Here is a 21,840-nt window from a genome sequence, read left to right on the forward strand (position 1 = left end):
CCTTCGGCCCACATGTCATGAGCGCGCCCGCACCATGAGCGCACCCGCCGGGGCCGCCCGGTGATGCGCGCGGCGGTAATGCCCCGCACGGTCCACCGCCAATCCATCCGATCGGGTGAATGCCCGGTATCCGCCCGACTGAGCCGAGATGAACCCTGCGGTGTCGTCGGTCACTGAGGCACTCTTCGAGATGCGGGATCGGCCGTCATGACGTTTCCTTGTTCGCGGGCGCGTTGTCCGCGCGCCTACCAGATCCTCGCACCGCCGGCGCGTTCACGCGTGTCCGAAACCCAACCCTGCCCGCTCGCCGCCACCGACGTCGGCGCGTTCCTCCCTGCACGGATGGAGACTGATGTGACCACCCTGCGGGTCGGCGGACGTACCGCCACCGCTCCGGACCGCGTCCACCGCCCCACGCTCACCTCGCGACCCCAGGTCCCGGCGCAGTCCGGCCCCACCGCCGGGTCGCAGGCCCGCCGCATCCTGATGCTGTCGTGGGAGTACCCGCCGGTGCTCGTCGGCGGTCTCGGTCGGCACGTGCACGCGCTGTCGGTGGCCCTGGCCGCCGCCGGACACGAGGTCACGGTCGTCACCCGCCACGCCGACGGCGCCCCGCTGGAGGAGTACGTCGACGGGGTGCGCGTCGTGCGCGCCGCCGAGGACCCGGTGACCTTCCCGCTGGCCACCGGCTCGCTGCTGGCCTGGACGATGGCGTTCAACCACACCCTGACCCGGGCCGCGCTGCGCGCCGCCGCCACTGGCGGCTACGACGTGATCCACGCCCACGACTGGCTCGTCGCGCACACCGCGATGACCCTGCGCGACCACCTCGACCTCCCCCTCGTCACCACCATCCACGCCACCGAGGCCGGCCGACACCAGGGCTGGCTGCCCGAGGAGATGAACCGCACCATCCACGGTGTCGAACACTGGCTGGGCGGCGAGTCGAACCGGGTCATCGTCTGCTCCGGTTACATGCGCGACGAGGTGACCGGCCTGTTCGGCGTGCCGACCGGCCGGGTGGACGTGGTGCCCAACGGGGTCGAGCCGCACCGCTGGCGGGTCTCCGCCGCCGCCGTGGCGAAGGCGCGTGCCCGGTTCGCCGGGGACGGCCCGCTTGTCACCTTCGCCGGCCGGCTGGTGTACGAGAAGGGCGTGCAGCACCTGATCGCCGGGCTGCCCCGGCTGCGGGAGCGGCACCCGGGGCTGCGTGCGGTGATCGTCGGCGACGGGCCGTACCGGGGTGAACTGGAGGCCCACGTGCACCGGCTCGGCCTCGCCGACACGGTCAGCCTGCCTGGTTTCCTCGGCGGCACCGACCTGCCCGCGGTGATGGCCGCCTCGGACTGCTTCGCGGTGCCCAGCATCTACGAGCCGTTCGGCATGGTCGCCCTGGAGGGCGCCGCCGCCGGTGCGCCGCTGGCGGTCGCCGAGACCGGTGGGCTGGCCGAGATCGTCGAGCCGGGCGTCACCGGCGTGACCTTCCGGCCGCACGATCCGGACGCGCTGACCGACGCGGTGCACACCCTGCTCGCCGACGCCGAACGCGCCCGGACGCTGGCCCGCCGGGCCCGGGTCATGGTGCACGAGCAGTACGGCTGGGCGGCCATCGCCAGCCGCACCGCCGCGGCGTACGCCTCGGCGATCGCCCAGGCACCGGCGTTCACCGCCGAACGCGCGGCGCGGCAGATGGCGCACGGGCGGGCGCTCCCGGCGATCCCGGAGGGCAACCTGCTCGCCGCCGCCGGCCTGCGCTGACCGCTGCGTCCGTCGACGCGGTTGCATCGCGCTCGCAGTCGGCCCGACCTGGTCCTCGGCCGGGTCGGGCCGCCGACCCGACCGGGGGTCGAGCGGCGCTGACCGGGGTGGCGGCTATCGGGGCCCGAGGCCGGTCCTGCCGTCGAGCAGCTCGCGCGCCGCATCGAGATGACCCGCGTGTCGTGCGGTCTCCTCGATCATGTGCAGGACGACGCGCCGCAGGTCGGTGACCTCGTCTGCGAGCGGACCGGGGTGCCGCTCGCGTACCGGGGCGGACAGCGGCGTGGCGGCGAGGACGGCGTCGGACCGCTCGCACTGGGCGCGGTAGAACTCCCGCACCACCGACGGCGGTCGCGGCGTGGTCAGCGGCGCGTGGTCGTCGTCGGGCCAGACCAGCGGGACGGCCGAGCCGAACATGATCTCCTGGAACCAGTGCCGCTCGGCGTAGCCGAGGTGCTCCACCAGGCCCAGCGGCGTCCACCCGGAGGGCAGCACGGCGGTGGTCAGGGCCGTCACGTCGAGCCCGTCGATGATCGCGAGGACGCTGGCCCGCTGCGCCTTCAGGAACATCGACAGTGCGCTCTTCTCTTCGTCAACCATGCCGTGCCTCTCCTCTCTTGCCAGCCGGTGGCCCCTGCGGGACGTGTCGCCCAGATCGGCTCCAGCGAATGCCGGACGGTAGCAATCCCGACCGACAGCACTCGCTCACGACCGCCGTCGGCAAACCCCTAGTCGAGCAGCCAGTGGTGCAGTTGCGTGCCGTACGGGGTCAGCGCGAGAACCGCTGTCGCGCACCACAGGGTCGTGCTGACCGCGAGCCAGCGGAAGGTCGACCGATCGCCGACCCGCCAGGTGCGGACGAGGGACACCAGCCCGAGGAGCACGGCCACCGCGGCGAGCGGATGGACGAACATCGCCACCACGCGGCTGAGTTCGAAGACCCAGAGCAGTGGATTCCACGCCGAGTCGGGGCCGACCGGCGGAAGGGAGTCCTTCGGATCGCCCAACCGCTCCACCCCCGGGCTCAGCAGCGCCGGCAGGTCGTCGACGCGCAGCGCGGCCGCGAGCAGCACACCGAGACTGCCGATCAGCGCGGCGGCCAGCATCAGCAGTTGGGCCGTCAGCACCACGCGCCCACCGAGCGAGATCGGTCGGACCCGCACCTGCTGACTCATGGGCGGCACCGTACCGCTCACCCGGTGGGTACGGCTGCCCCGCACCTGACGGGGCCGCCGGCCGGCAGGGCGACTGGCACCATGGTGGACATGACGGGGATGGACGGTGGCGAAGTCGACCAGGCGGTGACCGAGATGGTGCGGACGCTCACGCCGCACGTGTCGCGGGACTGGCGTGAGCACCGGGCGGGCACGCTGGAGTGGAGTTGCTGGACGACGGCGGTCCACGTCGCCCACGACCTGCTGGCGTACGCGGGTCAGGTCGCAGCCCGCCCGACCGACGCGTACCTGCCGTTCGACCTGGTCGTCCGGGACGACGCCGCGCCGCGCGATGTCCTCGCCGTGGTCACCGCCTGCGGGCGGCTGTTGAGCGACGCGGTCGGCGCTGCGGATCCGGCCACCCGTGGCTGGCACTGGGGGGCGACCGACCCGGGTGGCTTCGCCGCACTCGGGGTCAACGAGACGCTCGTGCACACCTGGGACATCGCCCAGGGGCTCGGCATCGACTGGCGGCCACCGGCGGAGCTGTGCGCGGCGGTGCTCGCCCGGCTCTTTCCACAGGCCCCAGCCGGGGATCCGGTCGATGTGCTGCTCTGGTGCACCGGCCGGGCCGAGCTGGCCGGCCATCCCCGGGTGACGTCCTGGGTGCTGAAGGCCGCCGTCGACTGACCCGGGACACCGACGTGGCCCGCGGTCCGGTCGACCTGGTGCTGCTCGACACGACCCTGCCCCGCAGAACCGCGCCCGGCACGACGACGGCCGCCGTACCCGTGATCCGGGTGCGGCGGCCGTCGTCGTGAGGGCTGCGTCGGGTTGCTCGCGGTCAGCGCTGCTCGACGGGGAGGTAGTTCCGCTCGGCGGCACCGGTGTAGACCTGCCGCGGGCGGCCGATCTTGGTCTCCGGGTCGTTGATCATCTCGCGCCACTGGGCGATCCAGCCCGGCAGCCGGCCCAGGGCGAACAGCACGGTGAACATCTTCGTCGGGAAACCCATGGCCTTGTAGATCAGGCCGGTGTAGAAGTCGACGTTCGGGTAGAGCTTGCGCGAGACGAAGAAGTCGTCGGCGAGGGCGATCTCCTCCAGCTGCATCGCGATGTCAAGCAGCGGATCCGGCTTGGCCATCCGGCCGAGCACGTCCTGCGCCGCCTTCTTCACGATCGCGGCCCGCGGGTCGTAGTTCTTGTAGACCCGGTGCCCGAAGCCCATCAGCTTGACGCCGTCCTGGCGGTCCTTCACCTTGCGGACGAACGACTGCACGTCGCCGCCGTCGGCCTGGATCCGCTCCAGCATCTCCAGCACCGCCTGGTTGGCGCCGCCGTGCAGCGGGCCGAACAGGGCGTTGACGCCGGCCGAGACCGAGGCGAACAGGTTGGCGTTGCTGGAGCCCACCAGCCGCACCGTCGAGGTGGAGCAGTTCTGCTCGTGGTCGGCGTGCAGCACGAAGAGCATGTCCAGCACCCGGGCGATCACCGGGTCGACCTCGTACGGTTCCGCCGGCACACCGAACGTCATCCGCAGGAAGTTCTCCACGTAACCCAGGGAGTTCTCCGGGTACAGCAGCGGCTGCCCGATCGCCTTCTTGTACGCGTACGAGGCGATGGTGGGCACCTTCGCCATCAGCCGGACCGTGGACATCTCCACGTGCTCGGCGTCGAACGGGTCGAGGCTGTCCTGGTAGAAGGTGGAGATGGCGCTGACGGCCGAGGAGAGCACCGCCATCGGGTGGGCCTCCCGGGGGAAGCCGTCGAAGAAGCGCCGCATCTCCTCGTGCAGCAACGAGTGCCGGCGGATCCGCTCGGTGAACTCGGTCAGCTCCTGGGTGGTCGGCAGCTCACCGTAGATCAGCAGGTAGGAGACCTCCAGGAAGGAGCTCTTCCCGGCCAGCTGTTCAATGGGGTAGCCACGGTAACGCAGGATGCCCGCATCACCGTCGATGTAGGTGATCGCGGACGAACAGGCGGCGGTGTTGACGAACCCCGGGTCGTACGTCGTCAGCCCGGTTTCCTTCAGCAGCTTGCCCACACCGATCCCGGCGGGGCCCTCGACCGCGGAATGTACCGGCATCGACAGCTGCCCGCCGGGGTGATCGAGCTTGACTTCCGTCATGTGGTTCCTCGCTTCGCCGGCAGATCTACGTTGAATTGCCTTCGCTTCTACCGTAATTGCGGTTGCGGCAACACCGCCGCTCGTGGTTCGGCGGTGAGGCATGCGTCACCCGATTCCCGACCGAAGGGCCGGGAAACCCCGACGACCGGGATGGACAGGTACGAAAGTCATACGTAGCGTGCAACCAGGCGACGCGAGTGAGAGCGCGAGCGAGGACCGGTAGCCGCTGAACCGTCGGCCGGCCCGACCGGTCAGGAGACCGACAGCTGACGCAGGCGGCCGTCGTGTCCGACCAGGTAGAGGTCGAGGCGGTTGGCGCCGGCCCGGAAGAGCCGATCGTCGGCGAGCAACGCCGCGAAGCGCCGGCCGCCCGGATCCGGGGCGACCACCGGGACCACCGCCGCGACGGTGCCGTTGACGGCCACCGCCATTTCGGTGCCGTCGGGGACGTCGTCGTCGACGGTGCCCCAGATCATGCCGGGCAGCACGCCCTCGTCGGGATCGACGGCGCGGAAGGCACCCAGTCCACCGACCCGGGCGCTGCCGGCGGCCGGTACCGCGCCCACGGCGGTACCGACCAGCCGATGCGGTGCTGCCGGTGGCGGCGCGGCCGGCACTCCGCCGCTGATCGGCATCGGTTGGGACGGCCGGTCGTAGAAGACCTTGCCCGCGTTGGTGCGGGGTGCCTGCCGGGCGGAACGGCCGTCGACCCGCCAGGGCAACCGGATGGCGGCCTCGTCGGCGATCGTCGGCAGCAGGTCGACGTGTTGCCAGTTGCGGTCGTCGACCCGCCCGCTGCGCTGGCCGGGTGTCTTGACGAAGAGCGGCACCCAGGCCACCTCGTCGGCGGCGGCCCGGATCGCGTCCTCGCCGCGTCCCTGCACACCCTTGGTGAAACTGACCCCGTGGTCGGCGGTGACCACCACGAGCGCCTCGTCCCACAGTCCGCCGGCGCGCAGCGTACGCATCGTCTCGCCGATCAGCCGGTCGGTGTAGCCGAGCTGGGCGAGGTGCCGGGCACGGGCCAGGTCCACCCAGCCGTCGCCCTCGTTGGGAAAGTCCTCCGGGGCCTCGTACCGCGCCCCGGACGGCAGGAACGCCCAGGGCGAGTGCGGCATCAGCAGGTGCAGGAAGTGCAGTGTCGGTCGGGCCGACGGGGTCAGGCCGTTGAGGAAGCTGGTGAACCGGGCCGGCTGGTTGACGTTGAGGCTGTCCCAGCGGAACTTCGGGTCGGTCGGCACCGGCTCGGCGGCGTCGATACCGGCCTCCTCGGCGGTGCGCTCGCGGTAGGAGTCCTCCGGGTCGATCCGACTGTCGTGCGGCGCGGTCACCTGGCGCAGCAGCTCTCCCGTCTCGCGGACCAGCACGCCGATCCCCTGTTCCGGGGTGACCGGCCGCTCGCAGCGGCTCGGTGGGCAGAGCCGGGTGATGCTCTCCTCGGCGCGGATGTCGTACAGCCCACCGAAGGCGGTGAAGAGGTTGTCCGGGTAGTGCGAGTAGTGCGGGGCGAACGACTCCGCCGGGTAGCGGCCAGTCAGCATCGCCGGCAGCGCGTACGGGGTCCATCCGCTGACCCCGGTCGCGTTGCGGTACCAGGTCGAGGCGGCGGCCAGCTCGGCGAAATGCGGGAACCGGGTCGCGTCGACGCCACCGGCGGCGTCGAGCAGGGAGACCAGCGGAAGCTCATCGAGGATCAGCATGACCACCGGCGGGTGCCGGTTGCCGGTCGCCGTGCCCGCCAACCCGCCGTCGCCGAGCGGCAGCACCACCGGCCCGGTCGGCGAGGCGAACACGAACAGCCCGACGAAGACCAGCGGGCCGACGGCTGCCAGACGCAGCACCCGGCCGAGGGCCGTCCAACGCCGGTGGACGACGGCTGCGGCGGCACCGACGGCCAGAGCCACAAGTAGCAGCGGTACGCCCCGCAGCGGTGTGGTGTGCCGGCCCACCTGCACCGCCAGCGCGGCGACCAGCAGCCCGAGCAGCAGGCTGTGGGTCACCGTCCGCGCCGCGGCTCCGGCCAGGCCGGCGAGCAGGCCCAGCAGCCCGAGCGCCACCGTCGGCAGCACCGCGACCAGGGCCACCAGCAGCAGGATCTCGCCCCGGTCGGCCCGGTGGAACAGGAAGAAGTCCGGGCTGCGGCCCAGGATGTCCAGCAGCGGCTGGGTGATCACCAGCCCGACCAGCGCGGTGACCTCCAGCAGCCGCCGGCCCTCGGCCCGCCAACCGCCCCAACCCCACCACCGGCGACGTATCGTCTCCCCGGTCGTACCGGTGGTGGTGGATCCCTCCGGCACCGGATCGTCGCCGGTCGCGGCACCCGAGCGTGCGGCACCGGGTCCGCGCGCGCCGGCCTCGGTGGTGGAGCGGTCGGTCACGGAAGCGCCAGTCGGTACAGGGTTCGGGTACCCGAGGGCAACTCCAGCCGGTCCTCGACGGTGCCGTGACCGGCGAGCAGGGCCTCGAAGGCGTCCCGCCGGTAGTCGGGGAAGATGCCGTCGGGCTTGTTGGCCAGCAGCCGGGCGGCCATCGGGTCGTCCGGGTGGACGAACTCGACCACGAGCCGGCCGCCGGGTGCGACGACCCCGGCGAGGCAGGCCACCACCTCCGGCAGCGGCACGTTGCGTCCGATCGCCAGGTGGTGCACCAGGGCCAGCGCGAGCACGGTGTCCGCGTTGGCCCGGGCGGCGAACGAGGCCCGCTCGATGCCGCGCCAGCCACCGCCGGGGGACGGGTCGGCCAGATCCATCACCAGCGGCAGCACGTGCCGTTCACCTTCGCCCCGCAGGGTGCGGTACAGCCGGTCGACCACCGCCGGGTCCTGCTCGACGGCGACCACGTAGTCGGCGTGCCGGGCGGCGAGACGGGCGTACCGTCCGTCGTTGGCGCCCAGGTCGAGCACGAGCCGGCGCCGACCGGTGGCGCTCAGCGCGGCGACCACGAAGCGCTCCTTGCCCGCCCGGTCGTCGCGGGAGTAGCCGCAGGTGTGTTGATAGTCGACCCAGTGGGTGGCCGGCGGCTGATGGTCCAGGCGGCGGACGAGCTTCTCCAGCCCCCGCGCGGTGGCCACGGCCAGCTCACGGGTGTACCCGGCGTCACGCAACTGGGCGCGTACGTCGGCGGTGCTGGTGGCGGCGCTGCGGCGTTGCACTGAGCCGTGCAGGTGGACGTGGGTGAGCACCCCGGGCAGCAGCCGGCGGGTGCCCCGGAACAGTGGGCCCATCTGTTCCGGCTCGATGCCGTCGACCTGGGCCCGCAGCCAGGGCTGGAAGGCCAGCCCCAGGTGGGCGTTGAGCATCAGCGGGTAGAGCAGCGTCTGGCAGAACTGCCGGTAGCCGGCCCAGGGTTCCCCGTCGCGCAGCGGAGTGAAGGAGCCGACGTCGATGAAGACCGGCTCGGTGCCCCGCCACTGAAGGTTGTACGCCGAGCCGTCCTTCGTGGTGAAGCCTGCCGGCAGGGCGGCTCGGAGGATCTCCAGGTGCAGCAGCGCGGCGTCGCGCAGCATGGCGAAGGACCATTCGTACGGGTGTGAGACGAACGGGACGCGCTCGTGCCGCAGCACCGTCGCCCAGCCCGACGACGCCGAACCTTTCGGCAGTTTCCGCAACGGCGACTCCGCCGGCAGTTCCTCGGTGCCGCAGACCTTGCCGGCGGCGAGCAGTGGTGGGAAGAAACTGCTGGCGACGAGGGCGCGCCAGTCGGCGGCGGCGGTCCGGTCGAGCGCGCGCAGCACGTCGTCGCCGGCGTGGAACACCCGGTTGGCCGGGTCGCGAAAGGAACCGGGCTCTGGTCGAGGGTCGACGTCGAGCGGGGCCGGTCGCGGCGACCGGCCCACGTCTGGGATCACCATCGGCTCGGGTCAGCTCTGGTCGGTGGGCTGACGGCGGAACCGGTTGACGAGCCTGCGCCAGTAGAGCTTGGCCGCCACCGCGACCCCGGCGATCCCGCCGACCACCGCCTGCACGATCAGGCTGCCGGATCCCGCGTCCAGGTAGGCCAGGTGGTTCACCGACCGCTCCTTCCCTCTGCCGTCACGACACCGACACCAACCGCCATAAGCTCACATTACGGATTCAGACGGCCTGGCCGGACCATGCCACCGTACGCTGCCAATTGCCACCTGTCGGGCACAACAACACACTTCCCACCCCCATTTCCCCAAACCCCCGTGCCCTCCGCACCCCCGCTCCACCCCGACGCTCCGGTTGATCAAGAAGTTTCCGTCTAGTTCGATCTCTATCGGCGACCAGAACTTCTTGATCAACACGGAGTGTCGGGGTGCGGTCAGCGGCGGTGGTGCATGGCTAGGCGGAGGAGGGTGAAGCGCAGGACGGTGGCGGCGAGGTTGGCCGCCACCAGTACGGCCAGTTCCACCGCCCGGTCCGGGGTGGCGGCCGCGTGCAGCGTGGCCAGCGAGCCACTGGTGAGCGCGAGACCGAGGGCGAACGCCAGCAGGCCCTGAAGGTGGTGCCGGGTGACGTGCCGGCGACCCGCGATGCCGAAGGTGAGCCGCCGGTTGGCGGCGGTGTTGGCCACCGCGGTGAGCAGCAGCGCCAGCAGGTTGGCCGGCTGGGCGCCGAGCGCACCCCGGGTCAGCGTGAACAGCAGCAGGTACGCGCAGGTGCTGACCACCCCCACGGCGGCGAACCGGACCAGTTGCCGGGGCAGCCCGGTGGGTGCCGGCTCCGGCGGGGCCGGCAGCGGAGCCCGACCGAGCTGCGCTCTCAGCTCGGCCAGGGGCAGCGCACCGGTCAGCAGCGCCCGGCCGAGGCGACCGATGCCGCGGAGATCGGCCACGGCGGTGGCCACCACGTCCACCCGACTGTCCGGATCGTCGATCCAGTCGACCGGCACCTCGTGGATGCGCAGCCCGGCCCGCTGCGCCAGCACCAGCAGCTCGGTGTCGAAGAACCAACCGGTGTCCTGCACCAGTGGCAGCAGCTCACGGGCCACGTCCGACCGGATGGCCTTGAACCCGCACTGCGCGTCGGAGAACCGGACCGCCAGGGTGCCGCGCAGCAGCAGGTTGTACATCCGGGAGATGATCTCCCGTCGGGCGCCGCGCACCACCCGGGCGGTACGCGCCAGCCGGGTACCGATGGCCACGTCGGAGTGACCCGAGATCAGTGGCGCGACCAGCGGCAGCAGCGCCGCGAGATCGGTGGAGAGATCGACATCCAGGTACGCCAGCACCGGCGCGTCCGACGCCGACCAGGCCGCCCGCAGGGCCCGACCACGGCCCTTGGCGGCCAGGTGCCGTACCCGAACTTCGGGCAGCTCGACGGTGAGGGCCTCGGCGACGGCCAGGGTGCCGTCGACGCTGGCGTTGTCGGCGATGGTGATCCGGAACGGGTACGGAAAGTGGGCACCGAGGTGCGCGTGCAGCCGTCGGACACAGGGCCCGAGGTCGGCCTCCTCGTTGTGGACCGGGACGACCACGTCCAGCACCGGGCCTGACGCACTCGGCCGGGCAGGCACGGCGGCCCGGGACTCGATCGAGGTGATCATCGCGGTCACCCCTGCCTTCCGCTGCTCAGGTCGTAGAGGGTGACCCCGTCGACGGTCTGCGCCGGGAAGTTCTCGGCGACCCAGGCGGCGATCTCCGAGGAGGCGGAACTGCCGGCGTTGGTGCCCCGGAAGCCGCCCCCGCCGAGGAACCAGTGGATCCGGCCGCCGGCCACGTACCGCTGGAACTGTGCCAGGGTGGGCGACGGGTCGCTGCCGTTGAAGCCACCCACCGCCATCACCGGCCGGCCGGTGGCCAACTGGTAGCCGGAGGCGTTGTTGGAGCCGACGGTGGCCGCGATCCAGGTGTAGTCGTCGCCGTCGCGTTCCAGCAGCTCGCGCAGTTGAGCGCTCGGCTCCCGGGAGTCGAGCAGGCCGCCTGGGCCACCACGGTTCGCTCCGGTCCACCCGGCCGCCGCCGGTCCACCCGGGACCTGGCCGACGTCGGCCGAGCCGCGGATCTGACCGCCGTCGGCCGGGCCAGGGACCTGGCCGCCGGCGGCCGGGCCGGTGGCCGGTCGCCCGTCGGTGCGGTCGGTGCGGTCGCCGGCACCGGGCGGGCGAAAGTCGGACCCGTCGCCACCGGGCCGGCCGGTGCCGTCAAAGCGGCCGGCCGCTCGGCCGGCATCGGGACCATCGGCGAAACGTCCGCCCCCGCCCGGCCCGAAACCGCCGCGCGCCTGCGGACCGGCGGTCGGAATGGCACCGGTGTGCGGGGTGGCTGCGGTCTGCAGGGCGTACGCGGCCGGCCCGGCCAGCGCCACCGCCGCGCTGACCAGCAACGCCGGGACGACCGCGCGACGGACCAGCCGGTGGGCCAGCAGCAGCGCCGACACCGCGACCAGCCCGCCGACCAGTACGGCGGTACGGAGCCAGGGATACCAGTCGACGGTACGGCCCAGCAGCGTCGCCGACCACGTCGCGGTGACGGCGACGGTGCCGGCAAGGACCAGGGTGGACGCGATCCGGCGTGCCCTCGACGCGACGGTGCGGGCCTGCCAGAGCAGGGTCGTGCCGATGCCGACCAGCGCACCGACCGCCGGTGCCAGCGCCACCGTGTAGTACTCGTGGAAGATGCCGGACATGTAGCTGAAGATCCCGCCCGTGACGAGCAGCCAGCCGCCCCAGAGCAGCAGCCCGGCCCGCGCCCGATCGGTACGTGCCACCCGGCCCGCCAGCACCAGCCCGGCCACCAGCAGGATCAGTGCGGCCGGCAGCAGCCAGGAGATCTGCCCACCGACCTGCGCGCCGAACATGCGCAGCGAGCCGGCCTGCCCGGAGAACGGGCCGCCACCGCCCGGCCCGCCGCCACCGCCGACGCTGCCCACCTCGTTGCCGGTGATCCGGCCGAGGCCGTTGTAGCCGAGCGTCAGCTCCAGCACGCTGTTGGACTGCGATCCGCCGATGTAAGGGCGGTGCTCGGCGGGCACCAGTTCGACCACCGCCACCCACCAGCCGGCGGCCACCACCACGCCCAGCCCGGCGATCAGCACCTGCCGGAGCCGTCGGCCCGGCGTGGTCGGCGCGGCGACCAGATACACCACCGCGAAGACCGGCAGCACCAGGAACGCCTGAAGCATCTTGGTCAGGAAGCCGAAACCGACCAGGGCGCCGGCCAGCACCAACCACCGGCTGCTCGCCGTCTCCAGGGCACGAACCGTGGCGTACGCGGCGGCAACCAGCAGCAACACCAGCAACGCGTCCGGGTTGTTGAACCGGAACATCAGGGTGGCCACCGGTGTGAAAGCGAGCACCAGGCCGGCGATCAGGCCCGCGACCGGCCCGTACCAACGGCGCACCGCGGCGTACAGCAGGCCGACCGTGGCCACCCCGCAGAGAGCCTGCGGTGCCAGCAGCGCCCAGCTGTTGAGACCGAACAGGCGTACGGAGAGCGCCATCAGCCACAGCGAGGCGGGTGTCTTGTCAAGGGTGATCGAGTTGGCCGCGTCCGACGAACCGTAGAAGAAGGCCGTCCAGTCCTGCGAGCCGGCCTGCGCGGCGGCGGCGTAGTAGGAGTTGGCCCAGCCGGAAGCGCCCAGACCCCACAGGTAGAGCAGCCCGGTGGCCAGCAGCAGCGCGACCAGGGCCGGCCGCACCCAGGCGGGATCCGGCCCCGCCGCACCGGCCGGCGCAGGCACGTCGACGTGTCCGGACGTTCCGTCACCGGCCGATGCGGGCGGACCCGACGCGATTGGCGCGGCCGGACCCGACGCGGCCGGCGGGGGCGGGCCGTGGCGGTCGGCGGGCCTGGCGGTCGAGGGCCCCGAAGGGCCGGGCGAAGCGGTGGGTGCCCCGGGCGGGCGCGACGGGTTGCCTGTGCTGTCCATGCCGGCCAGCCTCGGCCGGTGAGCTGTTTTGTCGCCGTGCGTCGCCTATGCGTCGGCTGTGGAGTTCGGCAGCCGGACGGTGAACACGGTGCGGCCCGGCCGGGAGTCCAGGGCGACGGTGCCGTGGTGGGCCTCCACCACGGCGGCGACGATGGCCAGGCCGAGGCCCGTGCTGCCGTGGGCACGGGACCGGGAGCTGTCGCCGCGGGCGAAGCGTTCGAACACCTCGGGCCGCAGCTCGGGGGGTACGCCAGGACCGTCGTCGGTGACGCTGAGTTCGGCGGCGTCGCCGGCCCGGCGCAGGCTGGTGGTGACGGTGCTGCCGGGTGGGGTGTGCACCCGGGCGTTGGCCAGCAGGTTCGCCAGCACCTGGTGCAGCCGCGCGGGGTCGCCGGGCACCCGGATGACCGTCTCGGGCAGGTCGAGCTGCCAGCGGTGCTCGGGGCCGGCCACGTGCGCGTCGCTGACCGCGTCCACCACAAGTGCGGTGAGGTCGACCGGCTCGACCGCCAGGGGTCGACCGGAGTCCAGCCGGGCCAGCAGCAGCAGGTCGTCGACGAGGCTGGTCATCCGGGTGCTCACCGATTCGACCCGGCGCAGCGCGTGGGCCACGTCGGGCGGCACCTCGTCGCGACCCCGGCGGGCCACCTCGGCGTAGCCCCGGATCGCCGCGAGGGGCGTACGCAGTTCGTGACTGGCGTCGGCGACGAACTGGCGTACCCGGGTCTCGCTGGCCTGCCGGGCGGCGAGTGCGGCGGCGACGTGGCCGAGCATCCGGTTGAGCGCGGAGCCGACCTGCCCGACCTCGGTACGCGGGTCGGTGTCGGCGGCCGGGACCCGTTCGGAGAGCGCCACCTCGCCCCGGTCGAGCGGTAGTTCGCTGACCCGGGCGGCGGTGGCGGCGACCCGGCGCAGCGGACGCAGCGTGACCCGTACGATCAGCGCCCCGGCGGTGCCGGCGACGAGCAGGCCGACGACGGTGACCCCGGCCTGCGCGGCCACCATCGCCCACACGGTCTCCTGCACGCCGGCCAGCGGCACGCCCAGCACCCGCACGGTCCCGGTGGCCGACTGCCGGGCCACCACCCGGTAGCCGCCCCGCTCCCCCAGGCTCAGGCTGTGCGCTCGACCGTCGGTGGGCACGTCGGCCAGCTCGCCCACCTCGTCGACCGGTACCGACTGTTCCTGCCGGCCGACAAGCGTCCACGCCTCGGTGACCCGGCCGTCGACCACCTGCGCGCTGATGGTGCCGGGCGGAAAGCCGCGTGGCACCCGCACGTCGCCCCACGGGCCCGTGCCTGGGCCGGGTTCCCAGGGGGCGCTGGGTCGCCCTCCGGGCACGAAGCGCAACTGCTCGTCCACCCGGGAGATCAGGAACTGTCGTAGCGCCAGGGTGGTGAGGCCGCCGATGGCCAGGCTGACCACGGCGAGCAGTGCCACCAGGGTGATCACCAGTCGGGTCCGCAGCGACCAGCCCGCCAGCCACCGGCGCACCCCGCTCACTCCGCCGGCTTGAGCAGGTACCCGGCCCCGCGCAGCGTATGGATCATCGGCTGGCGGCCGGCGTCGATCTTCTTCCGCAGGTACGAGATGTACAGCTCGACGACGTTGGCCTGGCCGCCGAAGTCGTAGTTCCACACCCGGTCGAGGATCTGCGCCTTGCTCAGCACCCGGCGGGGGTTGCGCATCAGGTATCGCAGCAGCTCGAACTCGGTGGCGGTGAGGGTGATCAGCCGGCCGTCCCGGCGTACCTCGTGGCTGTCCTCGTCGAGGGTGAGGTCACCCACGGTGAGCACCGCGTCGGGGCGGGTGGCCACCGCGAAGCCGGAGCGGCGCAGCAGCGCGCGCAGCCGGGCGATGACCTCCTCCAGGCTGAACGGCTTGGTCACGTAGTCGTCGCCGCCGACGGTCAGCCCGGCGACGCGCTCCTCGACCGCGTCCCGGGCGGTCAGGAACAGCACCGGCACGTTGTCGTTGTCCGCCCGCAACTTGCGCAGCACCTGGAACCCGTCCAGGTCGGGCAGCATCACGTCGAGCACCACCGCGTCGGGTTGGAACTGGCGGGCGGCCCGTACCGCCGCCATGCCGTCGGCTGCCGTGCGCACCTGCCAGCCCTCGTAGCGCAGCGCCATCGACAGCAGGTCGGTCAGGGTCGGCTCGTCGTCGACGACCAGCACCCGGACCGGCTCACCGTCCGGTCGACGCAGTTCCACCCGGCCCGGCGCGGCCTCGCCCTCGATCCTCATGGTTGCCATGGTGGTGCCGCGCACTTGGGTCCGCTTGTGCGGCTGCTGTGTGCCAGCTGTGCGGTCACCACCGGGCGGGGTCGGCCTGGTGTCACTCGGTCACACCGACCGGGTCGGTCCGGACGAAGCGCATGGACCAGGTTCCCGACCCGTCGGGTCGCTGCCGCACGTAGAGATGGTCCGCTGCCGGCGTGGGCGCCTCCTGTGGCCGGCGCAGTACCCACAGCCGCGGCGGGGTGCCGTCCGGCCCTGCCGGCAACGACCGGACCAGGTCGTGGGCCGGACCGCCGACGAAACGTACGGTCACCTCACTCATCACGTTCCGCCTCCAGCCCGCCCGGCGCGTCGGGCGTCCCGGCTCGCACGCTAACGCACCAGCCGCCGTCTGAGGCGGGTTTGCCCTGATCGGAGCCGGGGTACCGTGCCGAGGCCACGGCCGCACGCGCCGCGGCGGAGCAGCATGAGGGCAGGAGGCGGTCGATGCGTACGCTGGACGGGCGCTACCGGCTCGAACAGCGCATCGGCATCGGCGGGATGTCGGAGGTGTGGCGGGCGTACGACACCGTGCTGGACCGGTCGGTCGCGGTGAAACTGGTCTCGCCCGGTCAGCCGGACGGGACGGCGTCGGTGGAGCGGATCCGCGCCGAGGCCCGCTCCGCGGCCCGCCTGGTCCACCCCAACGTGGCAAGCGTGCACGACTTCGGCACCTGCGACACCGGGGTGGGGCACGAGCTGCCGTACATCGTGATGGAGCTGGCCGAGGGGCAGACCCTGGCTGCGCACCTGCGCACCGGCCCGCTGGACTGGCGGATCGCGGTGCGGGTCTGCGCGGAGGTCAGCGCCGCGCTGGCCGCCGCACACGCCCACGGCATCGTGCACCGCGACATCAAGCCGGCCAACGTGATGCTCACCCCGTCCGGGGTGAAGGTGCTGGACTTCGGCATCGCCACTCCGGCCGGCGCAGCCGACACCGCGCCCGACGGCGTCGTGGTCGGTACGCCCGCGTACCTGGCGCCGGAGCAGCTGCGCCGGGCCCCGGCGACCCCGGCGGCCGACATCTACGCCCTCGGGGTCCTTCTCCACTACTGCCTCGCGGGGCGCCTGCCGTACCCGGCGGACAGCGTGAGCCAGTTGCTCGGGCAGGAGCCACGCCGAGCACCTCGACCGCTGCCCGAGCTGCCCGGACTGCCCACCGAGGTGGCCGACCTGGGCCGGCGCTGCCTCGCCGACGACCCGACCCGGCGGCCGAGCAGCCTGGTGGCCGCGCTGCTGCTGGCCGAGGCGGTCGACGCCCGGGTGTACGTGCCGATGCACGAGCCGCTGATGCCACGACGGCAGCGGCGACCGGCGGTGAGCCCGTGGACGGAGCGGGCAGCGGCGGAGGTAACCGAGGCCGCCGCCGTCGCCCGGTGGAGTCGGCATGGCAGTTGATTCCCCGGTTTCACGCGTCCGGCCCCGGGTAGCCGGGCGAGGAGTGACGGGAGGAACGCGATGCCGAGTTCCTGGCTGAACGAGGTTGCCGCCGCGACCGCCGAGGGCGGTCACATCCACACCGACGACGAGGCGCTGTCGACCGCCCTCGCCTCGCCGCTGGCGCCGCACTGCACCGGGCTGACCCCGTCGCAGCTGCTGGCCGCCGCGTTCGCGTCCTGCCTGCACCATGCGGCGGTGGAGGCGGCCGGCGGTATCACCGACGAGGCGCACACCGTGCAGGTACGCGCGGAGGCGAAGCTGGGGCGGGACGACGACGGCCGTTACCGGGCCGACGTGCACGCGTCCATCTCGTCGGTCGGGCTCAGTCGCCAGCAGCTCGCCGAACTGGTCGAGCACGCCGACCGACTGTGGCCGTTCTCCAGCGACGACGGCGGCCGGCACCGGCTCACGGTCAGTCCGGCGGAGAACGGCCGACACTGACCCGCTGGTGAGATGAGCCGGCCGGGTTCCTGCCTGCGCGTACCGACGCCGGAGGGCACCGCATGGTCCGACCGCCCCACGCGACGGCTCGATTGGGTCGAGCCCAGCCTCACCCATTCGGGGGAGGCAGCCAACAGGGCCGATAGACTTCTATAAGATCCCGTTTCCGCCCGGTTTTATATGCTCATTTCTGACATTTACTCCACGACGGATAGGCCCGGCTCGACCGCTATGTAGGCGTAAGCGGAGAATGACCTGGCGGATAGCCGCGAATTGTGACGCATGCCACCAACCGGGCCGATGGCAGGCGGCGATTGGCTTTCTAGCCTCGGCGGGTGCATCCCGACGACGACATCGACCAGAAGCTGACCCCCGGGCAACCGGCGAGCCTTTCGGCCGACGACACATCATCCGAAGGGGTGATGGGGCGACATCGCGCCGTGCCGACACCGCGCCGCGGCATTCGCGCCGTGCTCGCCTCCACCCCGGTCCGGGTGGCCCTGGCCACCGGCGTGACCTGCTGCCTCGGCGCCACCGCCGTCGTGGCCGCCAGGCACGACGACGAGGTACCCCCACCCCCGGTGACCGAGGCACTCACCGACCGCGCGCTCGCCGCCCAGGAGAAAGCGGCCTCCCGATCCCTCGACCGCAGCCCCACGCCCACCCCGGCCAGCCCCACCGCCTCGCCCAGCGCCAAGCCGTCGCCCACCCCCAAGCCGAAGCCGAAGAAGAAGGCCCCCACCAAGCCACCACGCCCCCGGCCCGTCGCCGGGCTCACCCAGGCACAGATGGACAACGCCAAGGCGATCGTGGACGTCGGCGTCGACATGAAGATCCCCCGCCAGGGGCTGGTGATCGCGGTTGCCACCGCGATGCAGGAGAGCACCCTGCTCAACTACGCCAGCGGCGTGCTGCCCGAGTCGCAGAACTACCCGCACCAGGCCATCGGCTGGGACCACGACTCCGTCGGGCTGTTCCAGCAACGCCCCAGCAGCGGTTGGGGCAGCGTCCGGGACCTGATGCGGCCGGCGTACGCGGCCCGTGCGTTCTACGAGGCGCTGCTTCAGGTACCCGGATGGCAGCAGATGAGCCTGACCCTGGCCGCCCAGGCCGTGCAGATCTCCGCCTTCCCCTACGCCTACGCCCAGCACGAGGACCGGGCCGGCACCGTGGTGGCGGCCCTGACCTGAGCCGGACGCGGGTGGTCGGGTCGGGCCCGCCGGAAACGGCGGGTCAGGCCCGCTTGGGCAGCACGACCACTCGACCGAAGAACTCGTCGATCCGGTGCACCACGTCGTTGAAGTCGTCCAGGTCGATCGGCTTGGTGACGTAGGCGTTGGCTTGAAGCGTGTAGCTGCTGATGATGTCGGTGTCCGCGTTCGAGGTGGTCAGCACGACGATCGGGATCGTCCGCAGGTCCTCGTCGCCCTTCACCTCGCCCAGCACCTGACGCCCGTCCATCCTGGGCATGTTGAGGTCGAGCAGGATCACGTCCGGACGTTGGGCGTCGCCGTGCCGGCCCTCGCGGCGGAGAAACTCCATCGCTTCCTGACCGTCACCGACCACGTCGATCACCTTCTCGACGTCCGAGGTGGCCAGGGCCTCCTCGATCATGAGCACGTCGCCCGGGTCGTCGTCCACCACGAGGATGCGAACCGGAGCGAGGGTGCGTGCGCCCATCTCTACCTGCCTCAGGTCGGCCAGGACGGGACCTGCCGGCCCCGCGCTGGCGGAAATCTAGCCCATCGCCGGACGGTCGACGACCACCGGGTCCGCGAAGTCGCGGCCGTGCCTCCAACACCCTGCGGCCTGGCCGGTCACGATCAGCACCGGTTCCGGGACAGACGTTTGCTGCGCGGCAAGTATAGGGGTGCCTGGCGGGCGGCGTGTCACGCCGCGGTCAGGCGGCTCGCCGGTCAGCAGTCGGCAGTACCGCGCGTCCCCGCTGGAGATGGTCCGCCGCCCGGGGAAAGTCGTGCAGCAACCGACCGTAGTGGGCAAGCGACGCGTCCACCGTCGCGGCCGGCACCCCACGACTGTCCAGGATTGTCACCAGCCACTCGATGAACTCGGTGAACAGCGAGGCGTCGTCGACGTAGAGGGCGGCGGCCAGGAAGTCCAGGATGTATCCGAGGTCGCTGACCGTCGAATCCAGCTGGGCCGGAGTGTGGTCGCGGGTGGCCGGGAACCGCTGCGCCAGCTCGGCCAGGGCGCTGTCCACTAGCTCGCCGCGTCGGTTGACCAGGCTGGCGTACTCGTCGTCGGCCAGGTGTGCCAGGTCGACCGGCACCGCCGCGCGCAGGGCCCGTTCGTCGCCGAGCAGGTCAGCGGCGGCGGGCGCGTTGGCTGCCCAGGGCACGCCGAGCCGCCGCGCCCACCGACCGTCCATGCCGAAGCCGCGACCGCCGACCAGCACCGGCACGTCCGAGCGCCGGCACGCCTCGATCATCCGGTGCGCGTGCGGTAGCCGCATCGACAACGCGGAGGCCAGCGCCACCGCGTACGCGTCGTACCGGTGCAGGTACGACACCAGGTGTGCGGCCGGGACGCTGGCCCCCAGGAAGGTGACCTGCCAGCCGCGCAGCCGCAGCACCTCGGCGACCAGTCGCGCCGGCAGCGCGTGCCACTCACCGTCCATGCAGGCCACCACGATCCGGGCGCGGGTCGGGCGCACGTCGGCGTACGCGGCGACCGCCGCCACCACGCGCTCGCTGATGTGGGTCGCCGCGTGCTCCTGGGCCACGCTCCACTCGTTGCGCGCCCACCGCTCCCCCACCTCGGCCTGCGCCGGAGCGACCAGGTCGAGCAGAACGCGATCCGCCGCCACGCCGGCGTCGAGCAGCTCGCGCGCCACCTCGACGGCGGCGTGCTCGTCGGCCTCGGCGAGACAGTGCAGATAGTCCGGGTAGACGGCCTCGAGCGAGGTATCCCGGGTCGCGGCGGTCACCGGACGGTGGCCCCCTCCGGGTCCGGCCCGGTCACGGTCGGCACCGCGTGCAGATGCCGTTGCGGCCGGCCGCCGACACCGGCGGCACGCAGCGCGAGCACCGCGATGTCGTCGTGGTCGCGCTGAGCCAACCAGTCGCAGGTCACCTGCTCGATCCGCTCGGCCAGCGCGGGTGCCGGCATTCGGTGGCACCCGCTGAGCGCCTGCACCAGACGATCGGTGCCGAGCAGTTCCTCGCCCCGCCGACCGCCCCGAGCCTCAGTGACACCGTCGCTGTAGAGCAGGCAGGTTTCACCGGGGGCAAGCCGCGTGGAGACCTGACCGATCCGCGGATCCGGCACCACGCCGATGAGCATGCCGTTCAGCGGCAACTGCTCCACCTCGCCGGAGGAACGCAGCACCAACGGCGGCAGGTGCCCGCCGCCGGCCAGCGTCAGATGCAGGCCACCGTCGCGGTGCGGACGGACCACGCCCAGCACCATGGTGGCGAACCGGCCCTGGCCGTGCGCCAGGGTCGTCTCCAGCAGCGCGTCGTTGAGCAGCCGCAGCAGCCTGGCCGGTTGCTGCTCGACCCGGTGCAGCGCGTGCAGGCACTGACGCAGCTGCCCGGTGAAGACCGCCGCCTCGACCCCCTTACCGGAGACGTCGCCGAGGAAGAACACCGAGCCACCGTCGGGCAGCCGATGCGAACCGTAGAAATCGCCGCCGATGCGCAGGCCGGCCTGGGCTGGACGGTACGCCGTCCCCCACTGCACACCCGGTGCCGGCGTCGGCTCGACAGGCAGCAGGCTGGCCTGCAACATGTCGGCCACCTCCGCCTGTTCGCGATAGAGCAGCGCGGTGGTCAACGCCGCACCGGCCCGGGCGGCGAAGGCCCGAACCAGGTCGAGGTCGTCCTCCCCATACCAGCCGCCGGTCCCCCGCGCAACGAGCAGCACCCCCGCGGGCGTGTCCCGGCCCGGCAACGACACCAGACGGGCAGCCACCTCGGCGGCGGAGACACCGGGCAGCCAGCCGGCGTCGACGACCTGCTCGACCAGCCAGTCCACGGAATGCGGCTGGTTGCCGCGCAGGCTCTCGATGATCGCCGGGGGCAGCTCCGTCGCGCCGATGACGCCGCGGTCGACGGTGGGCGTGTCGTCTCCGGCCTGGCGAGCCCGCCACCAGCGGGCGCGTCCGGAGCGGGGCGCCAGCACCAGCACCGCCGCCTCGGCGAGAGTGGGCACGGCGAGGCGGACCACTGCCGCGGCGGCCCGATCCGGGTGCAGCGGGTTTCCCAGCTTGTCGCCGACCATGGTGAGGAAGGCCGATCTGGACCGCTCGGCGGCCAGTTCCTCGAACCGCTTGTCGCTGTCGCTGACATCCTCGACGTACCAGGAGCTACGCCCGCCGGACAGGGGGACTCGACGCACCCGCAGCCGTCGGCCGTGATGACGCAGGTATGGATCGAGCGAGGCCAACGGCTCGACCGCCGCGAGCGTCCCGCCGACGACCACCTCGGGCAGCAGGCGCTGCGCGATCGGGCTGACGTGCCGTACGGTCCCGTCCGGGCCGCACACCACCACGCCTTCGCGGAGATGTTCGGCGACCTCGGGCCAGTCGAGGGCGAGCTGGTTCTGCGGCGGCTCCAGGGCGGATAGCCCGGCGACCGGCCGGGAGTTGGTCGGACGCCAGGCGGGGACCCGGGCGACACTCGGCGTAGAAGCCCGTCCGTCGCCGGGGTCGAGGTCCCTGACGTCGGCACCTGTCACCAGCTTGAGCCTCGCTCCTTGTCGGGTCCGCAGCCACTTCGAGCGGCATGCATGGTCACGTCCTGACACCCAGCCTACGCGGGTCTGCCGGTGCCGCCACCCGAGCGACA

At 72.5% G+C, this 21,840-nt stretch carries 19 protein-coding genes; 5 read left to right on the top strand and 14 right to left on the bottom strand.

Features of this window, described 5'->3' with window-relative positions; translation table 11 throughout:
• Positions 1-354 precede the first annotated feature (354 nt).
• Entirely contained in the window at positions 355-1,758 is a 1,404-nt protein-coding gene (locus ACFY2A_RS16420) for a glycosyltransferase family 4 protein (protein ID WP_387172760.1), read from the top strand.
• Positions 1,759-1,872: 114 nt separating this feature from the next.
• On the opposite strand, the gene ACFY2A_RS16425 is transcribed toward ACFY2A_RS16420, so the two are convergent.
• A complete protein-coding gene (locus ACFY2A_RS16425) occupies positions 1,873-2,358 on the bottom strand; it encodes a DinB family protein (RefSeq protein ID WP_363919605.1) in 486 nt (161 codons plus the stop codon).
• A gap of 128 nt (positions 2,359-2,486) precedes the next feature.
• Complete coding sequence (locus tag ACFY2A_RS16430; protein ID WP_363919607.1) at positions 2,487-2,933, bottom strand: hypothetical protein; 447 nt, start codon at positions 2,931-2,933, stop codon at positions 2,487-2,489.
• A gap of 99 nt (positions 2,934-3,032) precedes the next feature.
• On the opposite strand from ACFY2A_RS16430, the gene ACFY2A_RS16435 reads away from it, so the two are divergent.
• A complete protein-coding gene (locus tag ACFY2A_RS16435; RefSeq protein WP_387172762.1) occupies positions 3,033-3,602 on the top strand; it encodes a hypothetical protein in 570 nt (189 codons plus the stop codon).
• A 154-nt stretch (positions 3,603-3,756) separates the two neighbouring features.
• On the opposite strand, the gene ACFY2A_RS16440 is transcribed toward ACFY2A_RS16435, so the two are convergent.
• The 9 genes from ACFY2A_RS16440 to ACFY2A_RS16480 form a co-directional block, all read right to left on the bottom strand.
• Positions 3,757-5,040 carry a citrate synthase gene (locus ACFY2A_RS16440; RefSeq protein ID WP_363919609.1) on the bottom strand — a complete coding sequence of 428 codons (1,284 nt, stop codon included), beginning with the start codon at positions 5,038-5,040 and terminating at the stop codon, positions 3,757-3,759.
• Positions 5,041-5,291: 251 nt separating this feature from the next.
• Positions 5,292-7,295, bottom strand: a complete 2,004-nt coding sequence (locus tag ACFY2A_RS16445; protein WP_387172764.1) for a sulfatase-like hydrolase/transferase — start codon at positions 7,293-7,295, stop codon at positions 5,292-5,294.
• 119 nt (positions 7,296-7,414) lie between these two features.
• On the bottom strand, positions 7,415-8,890 hold the full coding sequence (locus tag ACFY2A_RS16450; protein ID WP_387172395.1) for a class I SAM-dependent methyltransferase: 1,476 nt from the start codon (positions 8,888-8,890) through the stop codon (positions 7,415-7,417).
• Positions 8,891-8,899: 9 nt separating this feature from the next.
• Positions 8,900-9,049 (bottom strand): hypothetical protein, encoded by a 150-nt coding sequence (locus tag ACFY2A_RS16455; RefSeq protein WP_363919615.1) that lies wholly within the window; start codon positions 9,047-9,049, stop codon positions 8,900-8,902.
• 275 nt (positions 9,050-9,324) lie between these two features.
• Positions 9,325-10,548 (bottom strand): glycosyltransferase, encoded by a 1,224-nt coding sequence (locus ACFY2A_RS16460; protein WP_387172397.1) that lies wholly within the window; start codon positions 10,546-10,548, stop codon positions 9,325-9,327.
• A 5-nt stretch (positions 10,549-10,553) separates the two neighbouring features.
• On the bottom strand, positions 10,554-12,737 hold the full coding sequence (locus ACFY2A_RS16465; protein WP_387172767.1) for an ArnT family glycosyltransferase: 2,184 nt from the start codon (positions 12,735-12,737) through the stop codon (positions 10,554-10,556).
• A gap of 180 nt (positions 12,738-12,917) precedes the next feature.
• Positions 12,918-14,375 carry an ATP-binding protein gene (locus ACFY2A_RS16470; protein WP_387172400.1) on the bottom strand — a complete coding sequence of 486 codons (1,458 nt, stop codon included), beginning with the start codon at positions 14,373-14,375 and terminating at the stop codon, positions 12,918-12,920.
• On the bottom strand, positions 14,372-15,118 hold the full coding sequence (locus ACFY2A_RS16475; RefSeq protein ID WP_363919617.1) for a response regulator transcription factor: 747 nt from the start codon (positions 15,116-15,118) through the stop codon (positions 14,372-14,374). The genes ACFY2A_RS16470 and ACFY2A_RS16475 overlap by 4 nt, the downstream gene beginning before the upstream one ends.
• A gap of 91 nt (positions 15,119-15,209) precedes the next feature.
• Entirely contained in the window at positions 15,210-15,434 is a 225-nt protein-coding gene (locus ACFY2A_RS16480) for a hypothetical protein (RefSeq protein WP_099846198.1), read from the bottom strand.
• A 164-nt stretch (positions 15,435-15,598) separates the two neighbouring features.
• Here ACFY2A_RS16480 and ACFY2A_RS16485 point away from each other — a divergent pair, with 164 nt between their 5' ends.
• From ACFY2A_RS16485 to ACFY2A_RS16495, 3 genes are all read left to right on the top strand, one after another.
• Complete coding sequence (locus tag ACFY2A_RS16485; RefSeq protein WP_387172402.1) at positions 15,599-16,549, top strand: serine/threonine-protein kinase; 951 nt, start codon at positions 15,599-15,601, stop codon at positions 16,547-16,549.
• Positions 16,550-16,609: 60 nt separating this feature from the next.
• Positions 16,610-17,032, top strand: coding sequence for an OsmC family protein (locus ACFY2A_RS16490; protein WP_387172404.1), 423 nt, complete (start codon positions 16,610-16,612; stop codon positions 17,030-17,032).
• Between the two features lie 335 nt (positions 17,033-17,367).
• Positions 17,368-18,222: a hypothetical protein gene (locus tag ACFY2A_RS16495; RefSeq protein WP_387172406.1), complete on the top strand. Its 855-nt coding sequence runs from the start codon at positions 17,368-17,370 to the stop codon at positions 18,220-18,222.
• 43 nt (positions 18,223-18,265) lie between these two features.
• Here ACFY2A_RS16495 and ACFY2A_RS16500 read toward each other — a convergent pair whose 3' ends face one another.
• The 3 genes from ACFY2A_RS16500 to ACFY2A_RS16510 form a co-directional block, all read right to left on the bottom strand.
• The gene (locus tag ACFY2A_RS16500) at positions 18,266-18,712 is read right to left on the bottom strand and encodes a response regulator (RefSeq protein WP_387172408.1); all 447 of its coding nucleotides are present in this window, start codon (positions 18,710-18,712) and stop codon (positions 18,266-18,268) included.
• A 220-nt stretch (positions 18,713-18,932) separates the two neighbouring features.
• Positions 18,933-19,979, bottom strand: coding sequence for a B12-binding domain-containing protein (locus tag ACFY2A_RS16505; protein WP_387172411.1), 1,047 nt, complete (start codon positions 19,977-19,979; stop codon positions 18,933-18,935).
• On the bottom strand, positions 19,976-21,730 hold the full coding sequence (locus tag ACFY2A_RS16510) for a PP2C family protein-serine/threonine phosphatase (protein WP_387172413.1): 1,755 nt from the start codon (positions 21,728-21,730) through the stop codon (positions 19,976-19,978). The genes ACFY2A_RS16505 and ACFY2A_RS16510 overlap by 4 nt, the downstream gene beginning before the upstream one ends.
• Positions 21,731-21,840 lie beyond the last annotated feature (110 nt).

The sequence above is a fragment of the Micromonospora sp. NPDC000442 genome, from assembly GCF_042898635.1.
Classification (GTDB): Bacteria; Actinomycetota; Actinomycetes; order Mycobacteriales; family Micromonosporaceae; genus Micromonospora.